The sequence below is a fragment of the Sulfurimonas sp. CVO genome (assembly GCF_009883775.1).
GTDB lineage: Bacteria > Campylobacterota > Campylobacteria > Campylobacterales > Sulfurimonadaceae > Sulfurimonas > Sulfurimonas xiamenensis.
Window position 1 is genome coordinate 167,315 of sequence record NZ_CP033720.1, and the last position, 24,491, is coordinate 191,805.

Consider the following 24,491-nt stretch of genomic DNA (forward strand, 5'->3'; position numbering starts at 1 on the left):
TTAAACTTGAATTTAATAACGCACTCTTACATACTGTTATTATTTTGAAATTATAGCAAATTAGTGATTAGTTGATTGTTTTAAAAAGTGAAGTTGTCCCGCAAAAAAGCGGGAATTAAGATTTAAAATATGTTTAACACTGGAATGTTGTTTTAAATTCGTAAGCAGTAGGGCGACCTTCATCCGGCCAAACATCACGCTCAAATCTGTAATTTTTATATGCATTTACAAATTCCTGTGTAAATACCGGCTTTAAGAAATCATTGTCACGGATAAGAGATTCCAGTGATCCACGAAGTGTGTGCGGCATTTGAGGGATACCTTTTTCGCGAATTTCATCTAGGGTTAATTCAAATAGATCTATATCCATAGGACCAATTGGAATATCTTTGTTTTTAATACCATCAAGACCTGCCATCATTAATGCCGAAAATGCCAAGTATGGACAAGCTGTAGAGTCAGGGAATCTCATCTCAACACGAGTTGACTTTTCACCTGCACCGTAAGGTATACGACAAGACGCTGAACGGTTTTGAGAAGAGTAAGTCAAAATCGAAGGTGCTTCAAACCCAGGGATAAGTCTTTTGTATGAGTTTGTTGTAGGGTTTGTAAATGCAGCAATAGAACGAGCATGTTTAAATATACCACCAATATAGTGAAGACCCATTTCGCTTATATTTGCATAGTTTCCTTTTTCATAGAAAAGATTTTTGCCCTCTTTCCAAAGAGATTGATGTACATGCATACCGTTTCCGTTGTCGCCAAAAATAGGTTTTGGCATAAATGTAGCAGTTTTCCCGTTTAGGTGAGCTACCATTTTAATCACATATTTTAGCTTTTGAACATTATCTGCAGCAGTAATCATATCTGAAAATACGATACCGATTTCACCCTGACCTTGTGCCACTTCGTGATGACCCAAAATAACTTCTAAACCAACTTGCTCTAAAACCATCATCATTTCAGCTCTTAAATCAACCATGCTGTCAGTAGGTGCTACTGGGAAATACCCACCTTTATTTCCTGGTCTATGACCTGTATTGTACATATCTGCATAGTTTGTATTTGAGTTCCACTCTCCCTCTTCAGTATCAATTTTATATCCAGCTTCATTAGGATTGTCTACAAATTGAACATTGTCAAATACAAAGAACTCATTTTCAGGTCCAAAATATGCAGCATCAGCTATTCCTAGAGATTCAGCATGTTTGAGTGTAGCTTTTGCAATTGAACGAGGACATCTCTCATACATACGCTCTTTATATATGTCATACACATCACAAAAAACAATAATAGTAGGATCTGCAGTAAAAGGATCTAAAAATGCTGTAGGAACATCTGGTTTTAAAATCATATCAGATCTATTAATCGGCTGCCATGCGTCAATTGATGAGCCGTCAAAAGGGAGACCGCTTTCTAATAGCTCACTATTTATCGCACTCATACGGTAACTGACATGATGCCATGTACCTTTAATATCTGTAAATCTTAAATCTACAAATTGAACATCATTTTCTTCACAAAAAGCAAAAAACTCATCTATATTATTAACAAATTTTCCCATAATATATATCTCCATCAAATTTTATTAATAATAGTATACCCTATTAATTTATGAAAAAAAAAGAGTCAATTGCTTAAAATTTAATCAGTTTTGATAATTTTAAATAAATTAATTAAAAAGTTTAATCTCTCCACCTTGTTCTGCATACATCATTAGATTTGCAATATTTACACTTCTGTCACAAGATCTCTCTAATTTTCTCAAACTTCCAAGAATTTTCACATAATCAATGGAGAGTTCTTTTTCATCGATTATTTTATTAAGTATCTCTTTTTCCAGAACTGCAAAAAGATCATCATTCATGCTCTCTTCAACAAGCACTTTTCTATAAGTGTCTTCATAGTTGCAATTTTCATACTGATTAAAACACTCTAAAATATATTTAAGAGCATTGACGCTGCTTTTGTGAAGAAGCAAGATGCTTGGTTTAAATTGTTCAATATTACATCCATTACTCGTATGTTCATTCATTCTGCGAGCATATTTTTTTACTCCTTCCCCAGTACGGACTATTTCGTTAGTCATCTTTAGATATGCCACTAAAAATCTAAGCTCTTTTGCTTCCGGACCAAAAAGTGCAAAAGTTTTTATAATCTCATTATCAATGGCATCACCTTGTAAAGCAATTTTTTCAAGTTTTGTTTCTACCTCTTTAAATTTAGTTGCATCTGATTGTTTAAATGCTTCTAAGGAGAGTTCATCAGCCATTGCAATATTTTCTAAGAGATGAGATATCTTTTTTCTTATATTGTCTATTTTTTTATCATACTTTGTTAACATGTTATTCCTTTTTTTATCAACCGAATTTACCAGTTATATACTCTTCGGTTAGTCTCTCTTTTGGTGTTACAAATAACTCCTCTGTATGACCGAGCTCTACAAGTTCACCCAAATACATAAATCCAGTATAGTCACTTACACGGGCGGCTTGCTGCATGTTGTGGGTAACTATAATAATGGAAACTTTTTCTTTAAGCTGAACAACTAGTTCCTCAATTCCCGCGGTAGAAATCGGATCAAGTGCGGAAGTCGGTTCATCAAAAAGAAGCACTTCCGGCTCAACTGCAATTGCTCTTGCGATGCAGAGTCTCTGCTGCTGACCGCCTGAAAGGCCATTTGCATCATGCTTTAACCTATCTTTTACCTCTTGCCAGATTGCAGCATCTTGAAGTGCTTTTTCAACTCTGTCTTGAAGTTCCATTTTGTTTTTTAAGCCTTGAAGTTTAAGTCCGTAAGCAACATTGTCAAATACGCTCATAGGAAATGCCGTAGGTTTTTGAAAAATCATTCCTATTTGGCTTCTAAGTTGTATAAGATCCTCTTTTGGAGCTAAAATATTTCTCTCTTCAAAAAGTATTTCCCCGTCGTATTTATTGCCCGGATAGAGATCATGCATACGGTTAAAACTTCTAAGCAGTGTTGTTTTGCCGCATCCTGATGGTCCTATAAGTGCAGTTATGCTCTGTTTTGCGATAGGCATACTCAATTTTTTTATATTTGGCTCATCTGCACCTGCATATGTAAATTCAAAATTATTTACTTCTAAAGCTTTTTCTTCTATTATATCAACAATAGTAGCCATTATCTACCTTTCTTTTTTAATAAAAATAGTCGTCCAAGTATATTAAGCGTCAAAATAAACATACTTAATATAAATGCGGCTGCCCAGCCAAGACGCTGCCAATCTTCATATGGGCTTGTCGCATAGTTGTACATTGTAACTGTAAGAGAAGCCATTGGTTGGCTCATATCGGTGTTTAAAAAGTTGTCGTTGAACGAAGTAAAAAGAAGCGGTGCAGTCTCTCCAGCAACACGCGCAACTCCTAACAATACGCCGGTTAAAACACCTGCTTTGGCACCGCGGTAAACAACTTGAATAATAACTTTGTATTTTGGCGCACCTAGAGCAAAAGCTGCTTCCCGCAGAGTTGATGGAACTAAATGCAGCATATCATCAGTTGTTCTTAAGATTATAGGCAGCATTATAATCATAAGTGCAATAGAACCTGCCCAGCCGCTAAATTGTCCTGTTGGAGCAACAACGATTGCGTAAACAAAAGCACCTATTACAATACTTGGAGCCGACATCATAATGTCTGAAATATCGCGTATGGTTTCTGCCAGTTTAGATTTTAGACCATATTCGCTTAAATATGTTCCGGCTAATATTCCAAGAGGAACGCCAAAAATTGATGCATAAAATACAATAAGAAGTTGACCAATAAGTGCATGCTTTAGACCGCCGCTATCATTTCCTGGAGGAGCTCCTTCGTTAAGAAAAATAGTCATATTTAGTGCTTCTATGCCGTTGATAACTAAAACACCAAGTATCCAAAACAAAAAACTTATTCCGATAGTGGCAGAGACGGTAGATAGAAACATGACTATCTTATTTGCTATAACTCTTTTTTGCGTATGTGTCATTGTCCAATCCTTCTTCTGCGTAAAAAGTAAAATTTAGCAATTGATATAATTGTAAAACTTATAACAAGCAATAAAAGTGAGAGTTCAAATAGAGATGAATAGTAAAGTCCGCTGTCTGCTTCTGCAAACTCATTTGCAAGTGTTACAGGGATTGATGTTGCGGGCTGTGTTAAGTCTGTTGATATATTATGAACATTCCCCATAACAAAAGTAACAGCCATGGTTTCACCGATTGCACGACCGAGTGCTAAGATAAAAGAACCGATAATTCCAGCTTTTGCATAAGGAATAATGATGTCTTTTACAACATCCCACTTTGTTCCTCCAAGCGCATAAGCTGATTCTTTTAAGATATCTGGAGTTGTATTCATTGCATCTCGTGTTACAGCTGCCATAAATGGAAGTATCATTATGGATAGAACTATACCTGCTGTTAGCATGCTGATGCCGATACCGCCAAATATATCACGGATAATAGGAACAAAGTAAAAAAGCCCCCACATACCGTATATTACTGATGGAATAGCGGCTAGAAGCTCTATCGAGACACCTACCGGTGTTTTTATTTTTGCATGGGCGATTTCGCTTAAAAAGATTGCAACACCGATAGCAACTGGAACTGCTAAGATCATTGCTAAAAAAGTTGAAACAACAGAACCGTAAATTGCGGGGAGTGCTCCAAATTTTTCTAAATTTGGTGCCCATTTGTCTTCACTGATAAAGTTAAATCCAAAAGCTTTAATAGACTCTAGCGAGTGTTCAAAAAGTACGGCAAATATCCAAGCAACAAGCAATAGTATGCCAATAGCTATAAATTTTGTTGCATTAGCAAAAACTTTATCTATTATATTGCTCAAGTATTCTTTCCTTTTAATTTAATTAGGTATTGAATTTTATGTTGTTTTGATTACAAAAAGGTTACTAAAAATGTAAGTTTTTAATATAATAATGTAAAGGATTTTTATGAAAGAAAGAAGAGAAATAGATATAGACAGAAGAAAAGCTGATAGAGACAGACGAAGAAATAAAGACGCAAAAGTAAAAATATGGGTTAAAGAGGAGACTTTGATTTATCAAGAGGAGCTGAAAAAATTACAAGTTGAACTTTTAAAATTTCAAAACTATGTAAAAGAAAAAGGGTTTAAAGTCATTATGATTTTTGAGGGGCGTGACGCAGCCGGAAAAGGTGGAACCATAAAAAGAATAATCGAGCATCTTAATCCAAGGGGAGCAAGGGTTGTTGCACTTGGTAAACCTAGTGATCAGGAGAGAACCCAATGGTATTTTCAAAGGTATGTGGCTCATTTGCCAAGTGCCGGAGAGATAGTCTTTTTTGATAGAAGCTGGTATAACAGAGCGATGGTCGAGCCTGTTATGGGATTTTGCAGCGAGAGAGAGCATCATAAGTTTTTAAAAGATGCGCCGCAATTTGAGAAAATGATAGCAGATGAGGATATAAAGATTTTTAAATTTTACTTCTCGGTTACAAAAGAGGAGCAGGCAAAAAGATTTGCCAAAAGAGAGCAGGATCCTCTAAAGCAGTATAAGTTTTCTGAAGTAGATGCCAAGGCTCAAGAGCTTTGGGATGCTTATGCTCTTGCGAAATATATGATGCTTAGTGCAACACATACGGATGTAGCTCCGTGGACGATAGTAAAAAGCGACAATAAAAAAAAGGCGAGGATCAATACAATAAAACATATTTTAAATTTTGTAGAGTATCCGGATAAAATAGATGAGAGCGAGATTGTAGTAGATAAAGATGTGGTGATATTTGGAAGAGACGAGACGATTGCTATGGAGAGTCAATTTAAATTTGCATCGGAGGGTGAGTAATATTGTATTTTTTGTAATCATCTTGTAATAAGGAGCAATTATAATTTCGCAAACATTCAAAAAGGAAAACAAATGTTAAAGAAATTAGCTCTAGCTGCTTTAGTAACTGCAGCGTCAATTAGTTCTTCGTTCGCGGCTGACAAAATAAACGGTGCCGGCGCGTCGTTTCCCGCTCCAGTCTATTATGATTGGGCATTTAACTACAAAAAAGATACAAAAAATCTTGTAAACTACCAATCTATCGGTTCAGGCGGAGGAATCAAGCAGATCTCAAAAAGAGTAGTTGATTTTGGAGCGTCTGATAAACCTCTTGATTCTAAAAAACTTGCAAAAGATAAGCTTTTACAGTTTCCGGCAGTTATCGGTTCAATCGTAGTTGCGTTTAATGTAGAGGGAATTGCAGATGCAACTCTAAAACTTAGCAACGAGGTAGTTGCAGATATTTTTGCAGGAAAGATCACGAAATGGAATGATGCGGCAATTGCGGCTGATAACAAAAGTCTTAATCTTCCAAATCAAAAAATCATAGTTGTTCACCGTTCAGACGGTTCAGGAACTACTTATAACTTTACATACTACCTGACAAAAAGTTCTAAGAACTGGAAAGAGAATTTTGGAACAGGTAAAGCAGTTGACTGGGCTGTTGGTATCGGCGGAAAAGGGAACGAGGGTGTTGCTAGTTTAGTAAAACAGACACCTTACTCTATAGGTTATATTGAAAATGCATATAAAGAGAAGAACAACTTAAGCGCAGCGGTTCTTAAGACTGCAAGCGGTAAGTGGGTTGTGGCAAATGAAGAGAACTTCAAAGCTGCTGCAAAATATGCAAGCTGGACAAAAGAGGATAACTTTTATGCAATGCTTGCTCTGCAGCCTGGTGATACTTCTTATCCTATAGTAGCGGCGACATTTATTCTTCTTCCAAAAGAGAAGCCTCAAACAAATAAAAAAGTAATCGAATTTTATGATTATGCTTTTAAAAATGGCGACGAAAGTGCTAAAAGATTAGGTTATATTCCTCTTCCACAAGAGACTAAAAATATGATTAGAGAGTATTGGGCAGCCAATATAAAATAGTCATCTGTTTTCATTTACCTTTCTTCTAAAAAATCTCCTGAAAAAGCCTTTGTTTCTTAATTGATGCAAGGGCTTTTTACATTTTAAAATATTACACTCGTACTTAATAATTGTAATCAATATGTAACCTAATAGTTCTATAATTTTACCACAACAAAACAAGGGATTTAAAAATGAAAAAAATCGTTTTATCGGCTATAGCTGCTTTGGCAGTAGGTGCGACAAGCTTAAGCGCTACACAGTTTTATGTAGATGATCAAGGGCAAGTTTTTACAACTTCAGGTGAAGGCCGTAAAGCTTTAGAGAACAAAGAGAGTTCAGTGTTTTCAAAAACATCAAAACTAGAGTTTAGCGGTACTCACTATTTAGGTTTTGTAAATAAAGATATGAAAGAGGGAGACTCTACAAATAACTTTGAAGTTAGAAGAAATTATGTTCAAGTAAAAGCTTATGTTTTAGATGATCCTAAAAGTTATCTTCGTGTTACTTTGGATGCTACGTACTCAAACAAAACTGCTGACGATGGCGGGCATGCAGATGTTTACGTTAAGTATGCGTATCTTTATTTAAACAATGTTTTACCATACACGGGTATGGAGTTTGGTATGGCTCACCGTCCATGGATCGATTATGAAGAGCACCAAGGATGGTGGATGCGCTCTGTTTCTAAAGTTTTTGTAGAGACAAGTGAGGCTGGACATCTTACTAACTCTGCGGACTTAGGTGTTAACTTTAAAACAAAAACTCCATACTTTACATCTGAACTAGGTGTTTTTAACGGTGAAGGTTATCATGGTGAAAACGATGGTAATGATGATGAAGAGATTGGTGACGGTGTTTCTGCTGAGTGGAGATTAACTGCTGCACTTCTTGGTAATGGCGAGAAGAAAAGAAAACCTCTTAAAGATGACTATTTTGATTTATCTTTCTTTGGCCAGTACAATATGGATAACTCTGCAAACGCTGATGCTTTAGGTAATGTAGAAGATTATAACTTTTATGGTTTTCATACAGTTTATAATACACCTTCATTCTTAATTTCTGCTCAATATGTTACATCAGAGAATGACCAAGTTAATACTACTGACTGGAACGGTCAAGGGTACTCTGTAAACGGAACTTTCCGTTTTGGTGAGAAAAAACAGTTCTCTGCATTTGCTCGTTATGATGAATGGGAAAATGAAAACTCAACAACAGGAGTAGTATCTTATACTGAAGAAAATGCTATTTACGGTGTTGCATGGCAGCAAAACAAAAACTTTAAATGGTTGCTATCAGGTCAAACATATAACAGAGATAACGGTAACAGCAGTGATTATACTTCTGCAATGCTGACTGCTGAAGTTCACTGGTAGGCCTTTTATCAAATTATAAAATTTATTGCGGACTTTGCCCGCAATAATAAAGTGTTATATTATCCCCTTTTTTTTCTCTCCTGAGTATAAAGCCTTTTGTGGCTTTGTACTATTTTTATCACTAATTTTTTTTGTGAAATTTTACGCTTCCAATATTTTTTAAACACGTAATGATTAATACAATATAAACATCATTTTAGATAAAATAACAAAATTTTTATATAGTAACTACTGGAGAATTAAATGAATGCTGCCAAATATATTTGGATGAATGGTAAGTTTGTTGCATGGGATGATGCGAAAGTTCATGTTTTATCACACACTCTGCATTATGGAAATGGCGTAATAGAGGGAACAAAAACATATAAAACCGACAAAGGATATGCGATTTTTCGTCTAAAAGATCATACAGCAAGATTAAAAGAGTCTGCAAAGATGGTTCTTATAGATATTCCTTACTCTATTGAGGAGTTAAATAAAGCTCAAATAGAGTTAATTCGAAAAAATGAATTTACCGGCGATAATGTTTATATTCGTCCATTTGCATTTTTAGGATACGGTGTTATGGGAGTTTACCACAAAAATGCTCCGGTTGAGACTGTTTTAGCTGCATGGGAATGGGGTGCTTATCTCGGTGAAGAGGGAATGCAAAAAGGTATAAAACTTAAAATTGTTTCTATGACAAGACCTGCGAACACTTCAAATATGGGTAAAGCAAAAGCAGTTGCAAATTATTTAAACTCTCAGATGGCAAAGTATGAAGCGATAGACTGCGGCTATGAAGAAGCACTTTTGCTTGATGATCAAGGTTATGTGGCAGAAGCAAGCGGTGCGAGTTTTTTTATGGTAAAAAATGGTGTGTTAATAACGCCTCCAAATGACAACTCACTTGAGTCAATTACACAAAAAACGGTTATTGAAATAGCTGTTGATATGGGTATAAAAGTTGAGCGTCGCCGTCTTTCAAGAGAGGATGTTTATACAGCTGATGAAGCATTTTTAACGGGAACTGCTGCGGAAATAACTCCCGTACGCATAGTTGATGCAAGAGAGATAGGATGTGGCGCTCGCGGTGATATGACTGAAAAATTGCAGAGTGCATATTTTGATATAGTATTTGGACGCAATAAAAAGTATGAACATTACCTAACATACATATAAATAGCATAACCCTGTAGTTCTCGAAAAACAAAGTTTTTCGTAGCTTTAGGGGGTTGTAGGGACATTTGTCCCTGCCACTCAAACGGACGCGTTCGTTTAAGTGTGTAACATCAGATAAAAGGAATAAAAAATGAAGGACAATATAACAATGGCATCAGATATGAATGATTATTTTAACAAAAAAAAGAGCGAAGGCGGAGGATTTGATAAAAAATCTTCTGGCACAAGCGGCGGTGGTGGCGGTCCACAAATGCCAAAATTAGATTTTAACTTTGGTGGTGGAAAAGCTGGTATAGCTTATTTTTTGATTGCTGTTGTGGTAATGTTAGTATTAGCAAAACCTTTTACAATTATTGAAGAGGGTCAAAGAGGAATTTTAAGCACTAACGGTAAATATTCAGATCAAGCGCTTCTTCCGGGACTTCACTTTATTATTCCGGTTATTCAAAAAGTTTATAAAGTTGATACAAAAGTTCGTATTGTTAATTATGCTTCAAGCATTGAATCAGGCGCGAGTGACGCTCTTGGTGTAAATGTAAGACCTGCTATTACAGTTCTTGACAAACGCGGATTACCGGTTTCTATTGAGCTTACTGTTCAGTACAGACTTGACTCACAATTCGCAGCTCAAACAATTTCAAACTGGGGTTTTGCATGGGAGGATAAAATTATTCACCCTGTTGCAAGAGATATTGTAAGAAATGTTGTCGGTAAGTATGATGCGGAGATGCTTCCTCAAATGAGAAATTCTATCGCTACAGAGATTGATACGCAGATCAGAGAAAAAATAGAGAAGCTGGAGAACACACCGGCTGATCTTCAGTCTATACAGCTTCGTGCAATTATTTTGCCTCCAAAAGTAAAAGAGCAGATAGAGAATGTCCAAATTGCAAAACAGCAGGTTCAAAAAGCTGAGCAAGAAGTTCAAAGAGCTGAGCAAGAGGCACTTAGAAGGGCTGCAGAGTCAAGAGGTATTGCTGAAAAAGCAAGGATTGAAGCGCAAGGTCTAGCTGATGCGGTTACAATCGAAGCTGAAGCAAAAGCAAAAGCAAACTATCTCATCTCTAAATCATTGACTCCGGATCTTTTAAAACTTGAGCAGATTCAAATACAAGGTAAGTTTAATGAAGCACTTAGAGAAAACAAAGATGCAAAAATATTCTTAACACCTGGCGGGTCAACTCCAAATATCTGGGTTGATATGAAAGATCCACAAAAAAAAGCATCATTGACTAACTAATATGCAAGAAATTATAAATAGAGTAGACTGGCAAAAGATCAATCTTTTGCCGGTTATTGTTCAGGATATAAACAGCAACGAAGTTCTTATGATGGCGTATATGAATAAAGAGGCTCTCGAACTCTCTCTTTCAACAAGAATTGCGCACTATTTTTCGCGTTCAAAACAGAGAATTTGGAAAAAGGGTGAAAGCAGCGGCCATATTCAAGAAATTTACTCTTTTAATATTGATTGTGATAATGATACGCTTTTAATAAAAGTGACACAGCACGGTGTTGCATGTCATACAGGGAGACGCTCCTGTTTTTTTACAGAGCTTGAATCAGGAAAAATTGAGAGTGAGGTTGAGGTAAGCAGTGAAGCACTCTATGGTGTAATTGATACGCTTTATCACACTATACAAGAGAGAAAAAATGCAGATCCTGAATCTTCATGGACTGCAAAACTTCTCAGTAAAGGCGATAATACAATTTTGAAAAAAGTTGTAGAAGAGGCTGGAGAGTTTTGTTTTGCCTATAAAGATAACGATGAGAAAGAGATGATATATGAGGCAGCGGATCTGACTTATCACATGTTAGTAGCGCTTGCTGCAAAAAACATATCCCCTGATAGAATTAAGCAGGAGTTAGCCCGCAGATTTAATATGAGCGGCATAGCCGAAAAAAATTCAAGAAATTAATACTTAAGATTAAAAGGTTTTAGCGCCATATTTATTTTTTTAATTTGTCTATTTTTATCCCTGCACCAATCTGGTGCAAGCAGGGAATCATCATCAATTCCCGCAGTAACTCTTTGAACCGATATATTATCCGGCTTTATTTTTATGGCTTTAACAAGCACATCTAAATAATCCTCTTCACTGATTGGTGCAAACTTTCCTTTGATAAAATCATTTGCAAGAGCTGTTTTTTTGACTACATATAATGGATGATATTTAACAGAATCAATTCCCCATTCATAGGCTTGTTTAGCAGTTTCGAGCATCATCTCTTTGCTCTCATCCGGCAAACCAAAAATCAAATGACCGCAGACATGCAGCCCTTTTTCTTTAGACTTTAAAATCCACTCTTTTACATTTTGGCTGTCATGTCCGCGGTTGATTTTTTCCAAAGTTTTATCATAAACAGATTGGATTCCAAATTCAACCCATATCTCTTTTTCTTTATTTAGATGGGCTAAATACTCCAGAGTCTCTTCCGTTATACTGTCTGAGCGGGTGCCTACACTAAGACCGACTACATCATTAAATGATAGTGCTTTGTCATAAAGTGCTTTGAGTGTTTCAAACGGCGCATAAGTATTTGTAAAAGATTGAAAATAGACTAAAAACTTTTGTGCACCGTACTCTTGGCGCTGTCTTTTGCTTATAGCATTAAATTGTGTCTCTAGCTGTTGAAGCTGTTTGTCTAGATTTGGATTTGTTTTTGAATTAAGATTTAGATGAAACCCTTTTAATTCCCTGGTTTCACCCGTACTTGCACTAAAAGAGTCGTTTTCACAAAATGTGCATCCGCCTTTGGCTACTGTACCGTCTATATTCGGACATGTAAATCCGGATATATTAATGCCAACTTTGTAAACTTTGCATCCAAACTTATTTTTTAAGTAGTTGCCAAAGGTATAAACTTGTTTCATTAAACTATATAATTTCCTGTAAAACAAGCTGTACAGTAATTGTCTTTCTCAGCACCGTTAACGCTTCTTAGCAGTGATGCTTTATCTAGGTATGCTAATGAATCTGCTTCTATGAATTTACATATAGCATCCTCACTCATATTTGCAGCTATGAGTTTGTCTTTGTTTGGTGTATCAACGCCGTAATAGCATGGGTCGGTGGTAGGAGGAGAAGAGACTCTCATGTGAACTTCGCTTGCACCCGCCTCTTTGAGCATTCTTACGATTCTTTTTGAGGTTGTTCCGCGAACGATTGAGTCATCTACTACAATAACTCTTTTTCCTTTTATAATATCTGTCATCGGCGAGAGCTTCATTTTAACCTTTAGGTCTCTCATCTCTTGTGTAGGTTCAATAAAAGTTCTTCCTATATAATGATTTCTCATAATTCCCATTTCATAAGGGATACCGCTCTCTTGGGCATAGCCGATAGCTGCCGGTACACCTCCGTCGGGAACGGGTATAACCATATCTGCTTCAACAGGTTTTATGCGTGCTAACTCTTTTCCCATATTTTTTCTTGTTTGGTAGACTGACTGACCAAAAACTTTTGAGTCGGGTCTTGCAAAATAGACATATTCAAAGATACAGTGTTTTGGGGTAGGTTCAAAAACTTTTATGCTTTTTGGCTCTCTGCCTTCATTGAAGATAAGAAGTTCGCCTGGTTCCACATCTCTTATAAATTCCGCACCGACAAGATCAAAAGCGCATGTTTCGCTAGCAACAATATAGCCTCCGCTTGGAAGTTTCCCAAGGCTTAATGGACGAAAACCATGACGGTCACGCATAGCAAACATCTTTGTTCTGCTTAAAAATACAAGTGAAAAAGCGCCTTCTATTCTTTGGACTGCATCTATAATTCTGTCAAGTAGTTTTCTTTTTTCACTTTTAGCGATAAGATGAATAAGATTTTCAGTGTCCATAAAAGTTTGAAAAATGGCACCTTTGTCGATAAGTTTGTTGCGGATTTCTTCTGCATTTGTCAGGTTTCCATTATGAACGATTGCCATCTCACCCAAATCATATCTAGCAAAAACCGGTTGAGCATCCAAAATAGAATCATCTCCGGCAGTAGAGTAGCGGGTATGACCGATAGCGCTTGAACCTCTTAGAGTTTCAAGTTTTTTTTCATCAAATACACGCATGACCAAACCGCGTTTCTTGATTGTTTGGAGTTTTGTTCCGTTTGAAGAACTTATCCCGGCTGCTTCTTGACCGCGATGTTGAAGTGCATGAAGTGAAAAATAAGCCAGCTTAGAAGCCTCTTTATTACCGTAAATTCCTACAACTGCACATTTTTCATTCATATCTTCTAGCACATTTCTCTCCTCGAGCATACATAATAATTATGGAATTATACTCAAACCAAAGTAAAATATAGTTAAGGCGACTTCTAATTTTAAAAGTGTTTTTAATTTATATTTCTAAACAATCGCTTATTGAGTAAAGCCCGACTTCTTTGTCAACCAGCCACGATGCAGCTCTTATGGCGCCTTTGCTAAATGTATTTCTGGAAGTTGCTGTATGGTTTAACTCTATAAACTCTCCATCATTATAAAAACCGACCGTATGGCGACCTACAATATCTCCGCCTCTAAGTGCCATAACTGCAATTTCATCTTTGCTTCTCTCACCAATATTGCCGTCTCTGCCGCTTACTCGTACTTTATCCAAGTCTACACCTCGGCCAAGTGCCGCTGATTCGCCTAGCGTAAGTGCCGTTCCGCTTGGAGCATCTTTTTTATGTTTATGATGCATCTCTACTATTTCTATATCAAAATCTTCAAGTGCTGCGGCTGCCTGATATACGAGTTTGTTTAAGAGAGCTACTCCTAAAGACATATTTGTGGCATAAAGAATAGGCATATTTTCACTTGCTTGTTTTAATAGATTAAGCTGATGAGCACTTAATCCTGTTGTTCCGATAACAAGCGGTTTCGGAGTTTTAAGAGATGCTTCAAGTAGAGTTTCACAAGCTTCAGGAAGAGAAAAATCTATAACAATATCACAACTGTTTAAAAACAGTTCTATGTCTGTGCTTACTATCACAGATGAATCTACTGAATAGTTAAGCGTATTTCTAACAAATACTGAACTTAAACTTACCCCTTCGCTCTCTTTTAAATCATCAATAATTAATTTTCCAACTCTGCCGTTTGCACCGAAAACACCAACTTTAATCATATAACTATCCTTTAAGAATTTAATTTTTCATCAACATATGAGATTGCTTGAAGAGCGGCAACTGCGCCATCCCCCGCAGCACTTATAACCTGCTTTGGAGCTTCAATCCTCATATCACCAGCTGCAAAAAGGCCTTTTACAGATGTTCTCATGCTTATATCAACGACTACTTCTCCCTGCTTGTTGGTATCGCATAAAAAGCTTCCGTCTTCTTGAATAAGAGTTTGATTATTTACATCATATCCTACAAAAATAAAAACACCCGGTACTTTTATATCACGAATTTCACCCTCTTTATTTTTGACACGAATTCCGGTAACTCCCATATTGTCTCCGTAAACTTCTTCAGGAGTTGTGTTTAGTACAAGTTCAATATTTTGAGTTTTTTTAACTCTTTCAATAGTATTAGGAGCAGAACGGAAAGCATCCCGTCTATGGATAAGATATACTTTAGAGCATATTTTAGCAAGGTAGAGAGCCTCTTCAAGTGCGGTGTCACCTCCGCCGATGACTGCCACCTCTTTGCCTTTATAGAAAAATCCGTCACATGTAGCGCATGTACTTACGCCTTTTCCAAATAACTCATCCTCACCGGCAAATCCTGCGCGTCTTGGAGAAGAACCTGTACAAACAATAACGCTGTGAGCTTCTGTAGTAGAGCCGTCTTCTTTATGGATTTTAAATATATCGCCATCTTTGCTTACGCGTTTTACTTCAACCATCTCATGTTTTAAACCAAATTTTTGACACTGTTCAGGCCATGGCATCATTAAATCCATGCCGCTTATCTCGCCTGTAACACCTGGATAGTTCTCTATCTCTGAACTTTGGGTTATTTGACCGCCAGGCATACCTTTTTCAAACATGGTCACATTTTCTAATCCCCCGCGTGTTGCATATAATCCAGCTGTTAATCCAGCCGGGCCACCACCGATAATAGCACAATCTAAAACCATGAAAATATCCTTTTTCTTTAAATTTTTATCAATAACTTTTTGGTCAGTTATTTAGTTGCAATATCATACTATCTTGTTTATAAAGAGAGACTTTGATTTTTTATATAAAAAAAATAGATAAAATTTTACAGATGCTTAGAATGTTTTTGTAAGTTTGAAAATTTATATATTGAAAGAGTATAGAAGCACAGCTTTATGGGCTGTTGCTTCTAGAAGAGATTTATGTAGATATTATGCTAATAAAGCGTCAATTTTTTCTGCTAATGCAGCTTTTGATTGTGCTCCAACAACTTGATCTACCATTTTACCGTCTTTAAAGAACATGATTGTCGGGATAGAGCGAATACCGAATTTAACAGCAATATCTTGCTCCTCATCAGTATTTACTTTACATATTTTAGCTTTACCGTCATAATCCTCAGCCAACTCTTCTATTACTGGAGCGATCATACGACATGGCCCACACCAAGGTGCCCAGAAATCTACTAAAGAGACACCTTCATTTAAAGTTGCTTCAAAATCTGAACTTGTTAATTCTATATATTTACCCATTGTTATTTCCTTCTTCAATTTTAAGTTGGACCATTATACAAGTCTAACTCTTTAAAATTGCTTTATATTATATGTACTAAAATTTTATAAACTCTTTTTTTCTCTTTCGATAGATAACGCACTCGTTATATCCTGCATTTTTTGCCATATCAATTACTTTATCACTAAACAATCCGACTTGTTCGGGTTTATGTGCATCAGAAGCAAAAGTTATGGCAATATCTAATTTTTTAGCCTCTTTTAAAAGAGATAAAGAGGGATATGCTTCACCTACAGGTTTTCTGAATCCCGCAACATTTATCTCTATTGACATATCAGCTTCTTTGATAGCAAGAAGTGCATTTTTTGCTATTTGATTTATATCTTTTTTCGGCATGTATTTAAATATTTTTATAAGATCTAAGTGACCGACTATATCAAAGAGTCTGCTTTTTGCCATCTCCTCTATAGCATTAAAATATTTTTCCCATATCTCATCTATATCTTGATTTTCATAATTGCCGATAAATTCAGGATTGTCAAATCCCCACTCTTCTATAAAGTGAACGGAACCAATAAGATAGTCAACATCGGCATTTAAAACTCTTTTATCCAGATAACTTTTTAGGTAATCAACTTCATATCCCAAAAAGATCTCTATTTTTTCTTTATATTTTTCTTTCGCTTTTAAAACAGACTCTTCATACTCTTTCATCTGCTCAAAACCAATACGATATTTTTGGTCAAAGTTCATTGGTGCATGCTCGGAAAAACCAAAATATTTAATACCGCATTCAATAGCTTTTTCTATATACTCGTCTATCTCTCCTTCTGCATGGTTGCAGAGTTTTGTATGGTTGTGCAGGTCGACTATCATTGGATTAATTCCCATATTTATGTATTTTTATGTTATTATAATGTTAAAAAATTAAATTTAGCAAATAATTATATAGATAATTTTTAAACTCAATTTGGAGACAGATGCAAAAAGTAGAACTTTTATCACCGGCGGGGACACTGGAAAAATTAAAAATAGCGATTGATTTTGGTGCTGATGCCGTATATGGCGGAGTCAGTCACTTCTCTCTTCGTATTCGTTCTGGAAAAGAGTTTAGTATGGATGAGTTTGCAGAGGGTATCGAGTATGCTCACTCCCGCGGCAAAAAAGTATACGCAACGCTAAACGGTTTTCCTTTTAATTCTCAATTAAATCTTCTAAAAAAACATATTTTAGCAATGGCAGATCTTGGACCTGACGCTTTTATCGTTGCGACTCCGGGTGTGCTTAAGCTTTGTCATGAATTGGTGCCTCATATGCCGCTTCATCTCTCAACCCAGGCAAATGTTATGAATGTGCTTGATGCAAAAATTTATTATGATATGGGAGCAACTCGCATTATTACAGCGAGAGAGATCTCTCTTAGAGATTTGGTGGAGATCAAAAAAGAGCTTCCGGATTTGGAATTGGAGGTTTTTGTTCATGGTTCGATGTGTTTTGCATACAGCGGAAGATGTCTTATTTCAACTTTGCAAAGCGGGCGTGTTCCAAATCGAGGAAGCTGTGCAAATGATTGCAGATTTCCATATGAGATATATGCGGCAAATCCAGAAACAGGGACACTTTTTAAGCTTCAAGAGGATGAGGGTGTTGGAACCTATATCATGAACTCAAAAGATCTTAATCTTGCTTCGCATGTTAAAGAGATTTTGGACAGCGGAGCTGTTGATTCTTTGAAGATTGAAGGGCGTACAAAAACAGCTTATTACGCGGCAGTTACTGCAAAAGCCTACAGAATGGCGATTGATGATTACTATAGAGGCGAAAATGATGTTCAAAAGTATCAGTATGAACTTAATTCTCTCCAAAATCGCGGATATACGGATGCTTATCTAATCTCAAGACCGTTTGAGAAACATGATACGCAGAGTCTGGATTTTACTATGCAGTTAGGTACGCATCAGGTAACAGGACAAGTAAATGAAGAGGGAACACACTTTTTGTGTAAATATAAAACTTTGCCCGGCGATGAGCTTGAGATAGTAGCTCCACTGCACTCATCTATAGAGATTGTAAATAATGAAATAGGCATGACTTATGAGAGAGAGGGAAGAGTTTATATGAAGTTAAAAAAACTTGTAGCCGAAAATAATAAAATTTGGGAAGAAGTTCATAGTGGAAACACAAATCCTATTACACTTCCAACAAAACTTCCGCCATATACTTTTTTGAGAATTCCTTCTCATCCGGATATGGGAACTTATCCGAAAAACTAAAATTTATGTATAAAATTTTTGAATTTTAATTATTTAAAAATAGTAACTGAGATATAATTTTATTATCAAAAATAAAGGGAATGCTAAAATGAAGTTTGTTTCAATTGTGATAGGAAGTAAGAGTGATTATGAGGTAATGAAGTCTTGTTCAGATACATTAGAGGCTTTTGGCGTTAGTTACGAGATGATTATCTCTTCAGCACATCGTTCACCCGAAAGAACAAAAGAGTATATTGAAAAAGCAGAAAAAAAAGGCGCTCAAGTTTTTATCGCTGCTGCTGGAATGGCTGCACATTTAGCGGGTGTTTTATCTTCAAAAACTGTAAAACCTATCATCGGTGTTCCTATGAGCGGATCTGCGCTTAGCGGAATTGATGCACTTCTCTCTACTGTTCAGATGCCTGCTGGAATGCCTGTTGCTACCGTGGCAATAGGAAAAGCAGGAGCGATAAACTCAGCTTATTTGGCTATGCAGATTTTAGCTCTTGACAATGAAGAGCTTGCAATCAAACTTAAAGAAGACCGCATCGCAAAAGCTAAAAAAGTTGAAATGGATTCTATGGAGATAGAGACTATTCTTTCTTAGGGTGCAGTTAGTACTTTTTAAAGAAAAATTGTGGATAAATAGGAACTGTTTTATAATATGAAAATTGAAGAAGCTTGTATTGAGTGTATTATAAATCAAAGTGTTAGAGTTGCAGATGCGATACATGCTTCTGCATCTCTTTCAAATGAATTAACTTCTACAGTAAAAGAGATGAGTAAATCCTTCTCTTCTGATGAAACCCCTCCGGAAGTGGCATCTGTCGTTTATGAGAAAATGGCAAAAATTGCACATAAAACAGATTTGTATGATGAGGTCAAAGAGTTATCAACAAAAAAAGCGCTCTCTTTTGTGCCGTTTTTAAAAGAGAAGCTTCAAAATTCCAAAGATAAATTTTTAATAGCTACAAAGATGGCAGTAGCCGGAAATGTTATAGATTTGGCAGCAGCTGTAAGATTTGATCTGGAAGAGGAGTTAGATAAAGTATTTGATACTCACTTTGCTGATAATGATATCGATCTGCTTCAAGAGAAGCTGCAAAATGCTAAAAAAGTTCTTATTATAGGAGATAATGTTGGTGAACATATATTTGATTATCTCTTTATTGAAACATTGAAAGAGCTTTATCCGGATATAAAATACTCTTATATGGTAAGGGGAAATCCTATTATAAATGATGTTACTCTCAAAGAAGCAAAAGAAGCCGGATTTGAAAAAATCTGTGAAGTGGTAGACAGCGGCGTAAATACACCAGGTTTCGTTTACAATAGAGCAAATGCTTATTCACAAAAACTTTTTGACAATGCTGATTTAGTTATAAGTAAAGGCATGGGAAATTATGAGTGTATGTACCCGTCCCACAGAAAAGATATCTGTTTTTTACTGAAAGTAAAGTGTGGTGTTGTCGCCTCCTCTTTAAATAAAGAAGTGGGCGATATTATCTGTAAAATTATATAAAAATTTTTACTGACTTAATCCAAAAACATTTGAAAGAGTGTTGATATAGTTAAAGTAGCCTGTAATAGCGACTGCTTCTAATATTTGTACATCGCTGTAGCCTAAATCTTTTAACGCGTCAATCTCCTCTTTTAATATTTTGTAGCTGTCTTTTTGAGAGGCTCTGATACAAAATCTTAGAAGAGATTTTCCTTTCTCATCCGTATCAACATAATCAACACCATGTAATATTTTCTCGATTTTTTCTTCAGAAAGTCCCAGCATCTTTGCTATGTTTTTATGTACATCAACGCACATTTTACATCCATTTTCTATTGAAATTAAAAGCGCTATTGCTTCTTTGATATCATATGGAAGTGTTGTTTCATTGAGTAGATAGTTTTGAACCATCATATCGGTAGCAAAATATACCTTTTCATCCACAGCCATTAGCTTAAATATTTCACCAAGTTCCCCTGTTTTTTCTAAAATTGGACGCGCTCTTTCTTGAATATTTGGAGCCATCTCTTCAAATTCCGGCAATTTAATATGCGCCATTTTCCCCTCTTTTTATTTAATGTATTTAAAATGTTAAGTACTACTTAACATTTAGAATTATAGAGTACAATTCTTAGATAAAAATAAACAGGCAAAAAAATGGAATATAAAATATCAGAAGTTGTAAAGCGCACCCAAATTCCAAAATCAACAATTTTATACTATATAAGGGAAGGTTTGCTGCCAGAAGCAAAAAAGCTAAAATCAAATGTTCACAGATATAGCAATGAACATATTGAGCTTCTAGAATATATAAAGTATATGAAACAGGAGATGGGAAGCTCAAATGAACAGATAAAAACAATACTGCAAAATAAAAACCAGTCACTCTCAAGTTCTTTTTCGAGGATAGCACCTCTGATGCAGACTCTTGGCAATATTTCAAAAGATACAAAGCATTACACAAAAAAAGCATTTATAAAAGAGTATAAAATTGATGCTCTATTTTTAGATGAGTTGCTAAATGATGATATTTTGATGCCTCTTGGCGATGATGATTTTACGCAAAAAGAAGCTTTTGTTGTAAATCTTGTAAAAAAATTTCAAGAGATAGGAGTTGATTATACTATTTTAAAAAAGTATGTGCACCATGCAAAAATTTTAGCAGAGCTTGAATATAAGATGCAAAAAGAGCTTTGCGCTATGCGGGATGATCAAAATTTTTCCACACTATGGAAAATTATGTTTGAAACTCTATTTAATGCTAAGGAGTATATTTTTAATCGTGCGACGCATAAAGTTATGCATAGTGCGCTTAAGGAGGAGATTTTAAAAAAGTAAAGTATTGCTTTGCTATAATTGCGCAACTATTTGACTTGAGAAGTCTTGGCAAACTTATAAAATTAAGGTAAAAAATATGATAACTTTTAGTGAGATGTTACTAAAACTACAAGAATTCTGGATGAAGCAGGGGTGCAATATTGTTCAGCCTTACGACATTCCTGCGGGTGCGGGAACATTTCATCCGGCTACATTTTTGCGTTCACTGGACTCTACTCCATGGTCAGTTGCTTATGTGGCACCCTCTCGCCGTCCGACAGATGGAAGATACGGTGAAAATCCAAACCGTTTAGGGAGCTACTACCAGTTTCAAGCGCTTATAAAACCATCTCCCGACAATATTCAAGAGCTTTACCTAAAGTCGTTAGAGTATCTCGGACTTGATGTAAAAAATCATGATATCCGCTTCGTTGAAGATAACTGGGAATCTCCTACACTCGGTGCTTGGGGACTTGGCTGGGAAGTTTGGCTTAACGGCATGGAAGTGACACAATTTACATATTTTCAACAGGTAGGCGGCATAGAGTGCAGCCCCGTAGCGGTTGAGATAACCTACGGAACAGAGAGACTTGCCATGTATCTGCAAGGCGTGGATACTGTTTTTGACATAGTTTGGGGCGAAAATGAGCACGGAAAAACACTCTATCGCGATGTTCACAAAGAGGCAGAGATAGAGTTTAGCAAGTACAACTTTGAAGTAGCAGATACGGCGATGTTATTTGCAGAGTTTAACGCAAAAAGTGAGGAGTGTTTAAAAGCACTAGAAGCAGGACTTCCTCTTCCTGCATACGACCTATGTATGATGGCAGCAAACACTTTTAATATCCTTGATGCCAGAAAAGCAATCAGCCAAACAGAGCGCCAAAACTACATCCTAAAAATCCGTGAACTATCCAAAGGATGCGCAGAGCTATATAAAGCGCAGGAAGAGGACAGAAACAAGAGAATAAAAGCATAGAAATATGACAATTTGTCATATTTTGTAGATATTTAAAAATAATTTATTAGACTTTCGTTTATATAAACTATGGGAGAGAAGATGACCGCACCTATAAATCAGTCCAACTTTACAAAATATCAGCCGTTTATAAAATGGGTTGGCGGTAAAAGAAGTTTGCTTTCTCAGATTATTCCCCTGATTCCAAAAGAGTTCAATAACTATTTTGAGCCTTTTGTCGGAGGTGGAGCACTCTTTTTTGAACTCTACTCACAAGATATTTTAAAAGATAAGCAAGTTTATCTTTTTGATATTAACTCAGAACTTATCAATGCTTACAATGTTGTAAAAAACAATCCATTTGAACTTATAAAAAATCTACAAGAATTTAAAGAAAAACACTCTAAAGAGTTTTACTATGATATAAGAGCTTGGGATCGTAAAGAAGATTTTTTAGGAAAAGGCGATGTTTTAAGAGCAACAAGATTTATATATCTTAACAAAACTTGCTTCAACGGGCTTTATAGGGTAAATAGTAAAGGCTACCACAATGTACCGATAGGGAGCTATAAAAACCCAAATATTTGTGATGAACTCGTAATTTATAGCGCAAGTGAAGCTCTGCAAAAAGCTATTATTTTAAATACTTCCTACAAAGATGTTATGAAGCATACTTCAAAAAATGATTTTGTCTATTTTGATCCTCCATATTACCCATTAACACAAACATCAAGTTTTACATCATATAGTGAGTTCTCATTTTTAGATAAAGAACAGATTGAACTTTTTGAAGTTTTTAAAAAATTGAATAAAAAAGATGTTTTTGTGGCACACTCAAATTCTGATACAGATTTTATAAAAAAACTATATGATGAATTTCATATTGAAGAAATCCAAGCAAATAGGTTTATAAATAGTAAGAGTAGTGGGCGTGGAAAAATTAGTGAAGTTTTAGCGAGAAATTTTAATGGCATGTAATCAAATAAGAGATAATTTTGTACACATTAATCAAGTAGGTTGCTTAAATCATAATCATACAAATAATTTTAATAAAGACAGAAAAGAATTAAGAGACAAAGTAGTAGATTTATTTAAATCAGAAAATGCAGGCAAAGGTAAAGGCAATTTATCTACAAGAGTTGTTTATTGTGTAGAAGATGTGAATGGGGAAATTATTTATTTAAAAAGACCTGCTCCCTTGAATAAGGGTTTTGATTTTGAAGTACATACAAAAAGTAAATTATTTTTTGGAAGAATTAAAACTAGACCAAGCCATGAATGTATTAAAAGAATTATAAAAGATTTAAAATCTCAAAATGTGCCTATATATAATGAAGTGCAAACTGTTATTGATGAACTATATAATTGTGATGAATCAAGTTTATCTTCTATAAATTTTGTAATCAATAACAATATTCCTGTTGAAGTATTATTAAGATGTATTAAATGGTTATTTGTAGAACAAGATATTACATATTGGAGTTATTCAGGGAGAGAGATGCTATATAAAGGATTAAAAAGTGTTTAATTTTGAAGCTTTAAAAAACACACTCCAAGACTCAATATTTACATGGGATTATTTTACAGACTTTGAGAAAGTAAAAAAGAATGTCAAAAAAATAGAAAAAGAGTTAAATCTTCTTAATTATCTAATCGGAAAAGAAAACCTTGAAGAGGAATTTTTATCTTTGGTTGAAGAGTATCCAAAAGTTAGAAAAATTCTTCCAATATTGATTGCGATTAGAGATGATAAGTTGTCTTGTACTCCCGTTATAACCGATATAGAAACCTTAGTGCCTGAAAATAAAAAATACATTTTTTATGATCCGATTGATGAAAACATAAAAAAAGAGCTGCTTATATTTTTTAAAGAGAGTGGATTAAAAGATATTTTTGAAAGTAAAGCGATTAAAAATTTAGTTGATTACTGTTTTGGTGTTGAGGTCGGTTTTGATACAAATGCAAGAAAAAACAGAACTGGCGACATTATGGAAAAACTTGTCTATAAATTTTTAGAAGAGTTTTGTGAGGAAAACAAAAACCTACGATTTATGGAACAAGCAACACAAAAAAGAATAAAAGAATTTTTCAATTACGATATAAAAATTGATAAAAATAGCAGAAGATTTGACTTTGCTTTGTTCAATAAGACAAAAAACAGACTTTTTTTAATTGAGGTAAACTACTATAGCGGCGGCGGTTCAAAGCTCAAAGCAACAGCTGGCGAATATCAATACTTAAATGATTTTGTAAAATCTCAAAACATTGATTTTATCTGGATAACAGACGGCAAAGGTTGGCTTACTGCTCTCAAACCACTTGAAGAAACTTTTATTCATAATGATTATGTCATTAATTTAGACATGTTAAAAAATGGAGCTTTAAAACAAATCTGTTTATAACTAATTTTATGACAAATTGCAATATTTTTTAATTTTTATTACTTATTTTGATATTATA

The 24,491-nt window shown here is 35.3% G+C and carries 26 protein-coding genes; 14 read left to right on the plus strand and 12 right to left on the minus strand.

Features of this window, described 5'->3' with window-relative positions; translation table 11 throughout:
• Window positions 1–133: 133 nt before the first annotated feature.
• The 5 genes from glnA to pstC all read right to left on the minus strand — a co-directional run bounded on the left by glnA (window position 134) and on the right by pstC (window position 4,845).
• Complete coding sequence (gene glnA, locus CVO_RS00855; protein ID WP_159569459.1) at window positions 134–1,564, minus strand: type I glutamate--ammonia ligase; 1,431 nt, start codon at window positions 1,562–1,564, stop codon at window positions 134–136.
• 108 nt (window positions 1,565–1,672) lie between these two features.
• Entirely contained in the window at window positions 1,673–2,344 is a 672-nt protein-coding gene (locus CVO_RS00860; protein WP_152300046.1) for a phosphate signaling complex PhoU family protein, read from the minus strand.
• Window positions 2,345–2,360: 16 nt separating this feature from the next.
• The gene (pstB, locus tag CVO_RS00865; RefSeq protein WP_159569461.1) at window positions 2,361–3,146 is read right to left on the minus strand and encodes a phosphate ABC transporter ATP-binding protein PstB; all 786 of its coding nucleotides are present in this window, start codon (window positions 3,144–3,146) and stop codon (window positions 2,361–2,363) included.
• Entirely contained in the window at window positions 3,146–3,988 is an 843-nt protein-coding gene (pstA, locus tag CVO_RS00870; RefSeq protein ID WP_152300044.1) for a phosphate ABC transporter permease PstA, read from the minus strand. The genes pstB and pstA overlap by 1 nt, the downstream gene beginning before the upstream one ends.
• Entirely contained in the window at window positions 3,985–4,845 is an 861-nt protein-coding gene (pstC, locus tag CVO_RS00875) for a phosphate ABC transporter permease subunit PstC (RefSeq protein ID WP_159569463.1), read from the minus strand. The genes pstA and pstC overlap by 4 nt, the downstream gene beginning before the upstream one ends.
• Window positions 4,846–4,951: 106 nt before the next feature.
• Here pstC and ppk2 point away from each other — a divergent pair, with 106 nt between their 5' ends.
• The 6 genes from ppk2 (at window position 4,952) to hisIE (ending at window position 11,336) form a co-directional block, all read left to right on the plus strand.
• Complete coding sequence (gene ppk2, locus CVO_RS00880) at window positions 4,952–5,824, plus strand: polyphosphate kinase 2 (RefSeq protein ID WP_152300042.1); 873 nt, start codon at window positions 4,952–4,954, stop codon at window positions 5,822–5,824.
• 72 nt (window positions 5,825–5,896) lie between these two features.
• A complete protein-coding gene (gene pstS / locus CVO_RS00885; RefSeq protein ID WP_159569465.1) occupies window positions 5,897–6,901 on the plus strand; it encodes a phosphate ABC transporter substrate-binding protein PstS in 1,005 nt (334 codons plus the stop codon).
• A 173-nt stretch (window positions 6,902–7,074) separates the two neighbouring features.
• Entirely contained in the window at window positions 7,075–8,256 is a 1,182-nt protein-coding gene (locus CVO_RS00890) for a hypothetical protein (protein WP_159569467.1), read from the plus strand.
• A 243-nt stretch (window positions 8,257–8,499) separates the two neighbouring features.
• Entirely contained in the window at window positions 8,500–9,417 is a 918-nt protein-coding gene (locus CVO_RS00895) for a branched-chain amino acid transaminase (RefSeq protein WP_159569469.1), read from the plus strand.
• A 148-nt stretch (window positions 9,418–9,565) separates the two neighbouring features.
• The gene (locus tag CVO_RS00900; protein ID WP_152300311.1) at window positions 9,566–10,657 is read left to right on the plus strand and encodes a prohibitin family protein; all 1,092 of its coding nucleotides are present in this window, start codon (window positions 9,566–9,568) and stop codon (window positions 10,655–10,657) included.
• A gap of 1 nt (window position 10,658) precedes the next feature.
• A complete protein-coding gene (gene hisIE / locus CVO_RS00905) occupies window positions 10,659–11,336 on the plus strand; it encodes a bifunctional phosphoribosyl-AMP cyclohydrolase/phosphoribosyl-ATP diphosphatase HisIE (protein ID WP_159569471.1) in 678 nt (225 codons plus the stop codon).
• Here the strand turns inward: hisIE and mnmL are convergent.
• The 6 genes from mnmL to CVO_RS00935 form a co-directional block, all read right to left on the minus strand.
• Window positions 11,333–12,292, minus strand: a complete 960-nt coding sequence (gene mnmL / locus CVO_RS00910; protein WP_159569473.1) for a tRNA modification radical SAM protein MnmL/YtqA — start codon at window positions 12,290–12,292, stop codon at window positions 11,333–11,335. The two genes, hisIE and mnmL, sit on opposite strands and share 4 nt — an antisense overlap.
• Entirely contained in the window at window positions 12,292–13,650 is a 1,359-nt protein-coding gene (purF, locus tag CVO_RS00915; RefSeq protein WP_159569475.1) for an amidophosphoribosyltransferase, read from the minus strand. The genes mnmL and purF overlap by 1 nt, the downstream gene beginning before the upstream one ends.
• Before the next feature lie 97 nt (window positions 13,651–13,747).
• Complete coding sequence (dapB, locus tag CVO_RS00920) at window positions 13,748–14,515, minus strand: 4-hydroxy-tetrahydrodipicolinate reductase (protein WP_152300035.1); 768 nt, start codon at window positions 14,513–14,515, stop codon at window positions 13,748–13,750.
• Between the two features lie 11 nt (window positions 14,516–14,526).
• Window positions 14,527–15,471 carry a thioredoxin-disulfide reductase gene (trxB, locus tag CVO_RS00925; RefSeq protein WP_152300034.1) on the minus strand — a complete coding sequence of 315 codons (945 nt, stop codon included), beginning with the start codon at window positions 15,469–15,471 and terminating at the stop codon, window positions 14,527–14,529.
• A 231-nt stretch (window positions 15,472–15,702) separates the two neighbouring features.
• Window positions 15,703–16,023, minus strand: a complete 321-nt coding sequence (trxA, locus tag CVO_RS00930) for a thioredoxin (protein WP_152300033.1) — start codon at window positions 16,021–16,023, stop codon at window positions 15,703–15,705.
• A 76-nt stretch (window positions 16,024–16,099) separates the two neighbouring features.
• Complete coding sequence (locus tag CVO_RS00935) at window positions 16,100–16,879, minus strand: histidinol-phosphatase (protein WP_159572065.1); 780 nt, start codon at window positions 16,877–16,879, stop codon at window positions 16,100–16,102.
• 104 nt (window positions 16,880–16,983) lie between these two features.
• On the opposite strand from CVO_RS00935, the gene CVO_RS00940 reads away from it, so the two are divergent.
• The 3 genes from CVO_RS00940 (at window position 16,984) to CVO_RS00950 (ending at window position 19,777) form a co-directional block, all read left to right on the plus strand.
• Window positions 16,984–18,276 carry a peptidase U32 family protein gene (locus CVO_RS00940; RefSeq protein ID WP_152300031.1) on the plus strand — a complete coding sequence of 431 codons (1,293 nt, stop codon included), beginning with the start codon at window positions 16,984–16,986 and terminating at the stop codon, window positions 18,274–18,276.
• An 88-nt stretch (window positions 18,277–18,364) separates the two neighbouring features.
• On the plus strand, window positions 18,365–18,862 hold the full coding sequence (gene purE, locus CVO_RS00945) for a 5-(carboxyamino)imidazole ribonucleotide mutase (protein ID WP_152300030.1): 498 nt from the start codon (window positions 18,365–18,367) through the stop codon (window positions 18,860–18,862).
• Between the two features lie 57 nt (window positions 18,863–18,919).
• The gene (locus CVO_RS00950; protein ID WP_159569477.1) at window positions 18,920–19,777 is read left to right on the plus strand and encodes a damage-control phosphatase ARMT1 family protein; all 858 of its coding nucleotides are present in this window, start codon (window positions 18,920–18,922) and stop codon (window positions 19,775–19,777) included.
• Between the two features lie 6 nt (window positions 19,778–19,783).
• Here CVO_RS00950 and CVO_RS00955 read toward each other — a convergent pair whose 3' ends face one another.
• On the minus strand, window positions 19,784–20,314 hold the full coding sequence (locus CVO_RS00955) for a carboxymuconolactone decarboxylase family protein (protein WP_159569479.1): 531 nt from the start codon (window positions 20,312–20,314) through the stop codon (window positions 19,784–19,786).
• Window positions 20,315–20,413: 99 nt separating this feature from the next.
• On the opposite strand from CVO_RS00955, the gene CVO_RS00960 reads away from it, so the two are divergent.
• The 5 genes from CVO_RS00960 (at window position 20,414) to CVO_RS00980 (ending at window position 24,433) form a co-directional block, all read left to right on the plus strand.
• Complete coding sequence (locus CVO_RS00960; protein WP_159569481.1) at window positions 20,414–21,094, plus strand: MerR family transcriptional regulator; 681 nt, start codon at window positions 20,414–20,416, stop codon at window positions 21,092–21,094.
• Window positions 21,095–21,170: 76 nt separating this feature from the next.
• On the plus strand, window positions 21,171–22,052 hold the full coding sequence (gene glyQ, locus CVO_RS00965; protein ID WP_159569483.1) for a glycine--tRNA ligase subunit alpha: 882 nt from the start codon (window positions 21,171–21,173) through the stop codon (window positions 22,050–22,052).
• A gap of 81 nt (window positions 22,053–22,133) precedes the next feature.
• Complete coding sequence (locus CVO_RS00970) at window positions 22,134–23,009, plus strand: DNA adenine methylase (RefSeq protein ID WP_159569485.1); 876 nt, start codon at window positions 22,134–22,136, stop codon at window positions 23,007–23,009.
• Window positions 22,999–23,559 (plus strand): hypothetical protein, encoded by a 561-nt coding sequence (locus CVO_RS00975; protein WP_159569486.1) that lies wholly within the window; start codon window positions 22,999–23,001, stop codon window positions 23,557–23,559. Before CVO_RS00970 ends, CVO_RS00975 begins: the two co-directional genes overlap by 11 nt.
• The gene (locus CVO_RS00980) at window positions 23,552–24,433 is read left to right on the plus strand and encodes a type II restriction endonuclease (RefSeq protein ID WP_159569488.1); all 882 of its coding nucleotides are present in this window, start codon (window positions 23,552–23,554) and stop codon (window positions 24,431–24,433) included. The genes CVO_RS00975 and CVO_RS00980 overlap by 8 nt, the downstream gene beginning before the upstream one ends.
• The last annotated feature ends 58 nt before the right edge of the window (window positions 24,434–24,491 follow it).

What these genes read in the sequence shown, in the direction of transcription:
- glnA (WP_159569459.1), bottom strand. Translation starts at nt 1,564, where the DNA reads ATGGGAAAATTTGTTAATAATATAGATGAGTTTTTTGCTTTTTGTGAA.
- CVO_RS00860 (WP_152300046.1), bottom strand. Translation starts at nt 2,344, where the DNA reads ATGTTAACAAAGTATGATAAAAAAATAGACAATATAAGAAAAAAGATA.
- pstB (WP_159569461.1), bottom strand. Translation starts at nt 3,146, where the DNA reads ATGGCTACTATTGTTGATATAATAGAAGAAAAAGCTTTAGAAGTAAAT.
- pstA (WP_152300044.1), bottom strand. Translation starts at nt 3,988, where the DNA reads ATGACACATACGCAAAAAAGAGTTATAGCAAATAAGATAGTCATGTTT.
- ppk2 (WP_152300042.1), top strand. Translation starts at nt 4,952, where the DNA reads ATGAAAGAAAGAAGAGAAATAGATATAGACAGAAGAAAAGCTGATAGA.
- pstS (WP_159569465.1), top strand. Translation starts at nt 5,897, where the DNA reads ATGTTAAAGAAATTAGCTCTAGCTGCTTTAGTAACTGCAGCGTCAATT.
- CVO_RS00890 (WP_159569467.1), top strand. Translation starts at nt 7,075, where the DNA reads ATGAAAAAAATCGTTTTATCGGCTATAGCTGCTTTGGCAGTAGGTGCG.
- CVO_RS00895 (WP_159569469.1), top strand. Translation starts at nt 8,500, where the DNA reads ATGAATGCTGCCAAATATATTTGGATGAATGGTAAGTTTGTTGCATGG.
- CVO_RS00900 (WP_152300311.1), top strand. Translation starts at nt 9,566, where the DNA reads ATGGCATCAGATATGAATGATTATTTTAACAAAAAAAAGAGCGAAGGC.
- hisIE (WP_159569471.1), top strand. Translation starts at nt 10,659, where the DNA reads ATGCAAGAAATTATAAATAGAGTAGACTGGCAAAAGATCAATCTTTTG.
- mnmL (WP_159569473.1), bottom strand. Translation starts at nt 12,292, where the DNA reads ATGAAACAAGTTTATACCTTTGGCAACTACTTAAAAAATAAGTTTGGA.
- dapB (WP_152300035.1), bottom strand. Translation starts at nt 14,515, where the DNA reads ATGATTAAAGTTGGTGTTTTCGGTGCAAACGGCAGAGTTGGAAAATTA.
- trxB (WP_152300034.1), bottom strand. Translation starts at nt 15,471, where the DNA reads ATGGTTTTAGATTGTGCTATTATCGGTGGTGGCCCGGCTGGATTAACA.
- trxA (WP_152300033.1), bottom strand. Translation starts at nt 16,023, where the DNA reads ATGGGTAAATATATAGAATTAACAAGTTCAGATTTTGAAGCAACTTTA.
- CVO_RS00935 (WP_159572065.1), bottom strand. Translation starts at nt 16,879, where the DNA reads ATGATAGTCGACCTGCACAACCATACAAAACTCTGCAACCATGCAGAA.
- CVO_RS00940 (WP_152300031.1), top strand. Translation starts at nt 16,984, where the DNA reads ATGCAAAAAGTAGAACTTTTATCACCGGCGGGGACACTGGAAAAATTA.
- purE (WP_152300030.1), top strand. Translation starts at nt 18,365, where the DNA reads ATGAAGTTTGTTTCAATTGTGATAGGAAGTAAGAGTGATTATGAGGTA.
- CVO_RS00950 (WP_159569477.1), top strand. Translation starts at nt 18,920, where the DNA reads ATGAAAATTGAAGAAGCTTGTATTGAGTGTATTATAAATCAAAGTGTT.
- CVO_RS00955 (WP_159569479.1), bottom strand. Translation starts at nt 20,314, where the DNA reads ATGGCGCATATTAAATTGCCGGAATTTGAAGAGATGGCTCCAAATATT.
- CVO_RS00960 (WP_159569481.1), top strand. Translation starts at nt 20,414, where the DNA reads ATGGAATATAAAATATCAGAAGTTGTAAAGCGCACCCAAATTCCAAAA.
- glyQ (WP_159569483.1), top strand. Translation starts at nt 21,171, where the DNA reads ATGATAACTTTTAGTGAGATGTTACTAAAACTACAAGAATTCTGGATG.
- CVO_RS00970 (WP_159569485.1), top strand. Translation starts at nt 22,134, where the DNA reads ATGACCGCACCTATAAATCAGTCCAACTTTACAAAATATCAGCCGTTT.
- CVO_RS00975 (WP_159569486.1), top strand. Translation starts at nt 22,999, where the DNA reads ATGGCATGTAATCAAATAAGAGATAATTTTGTACACATTAATCAAGTA.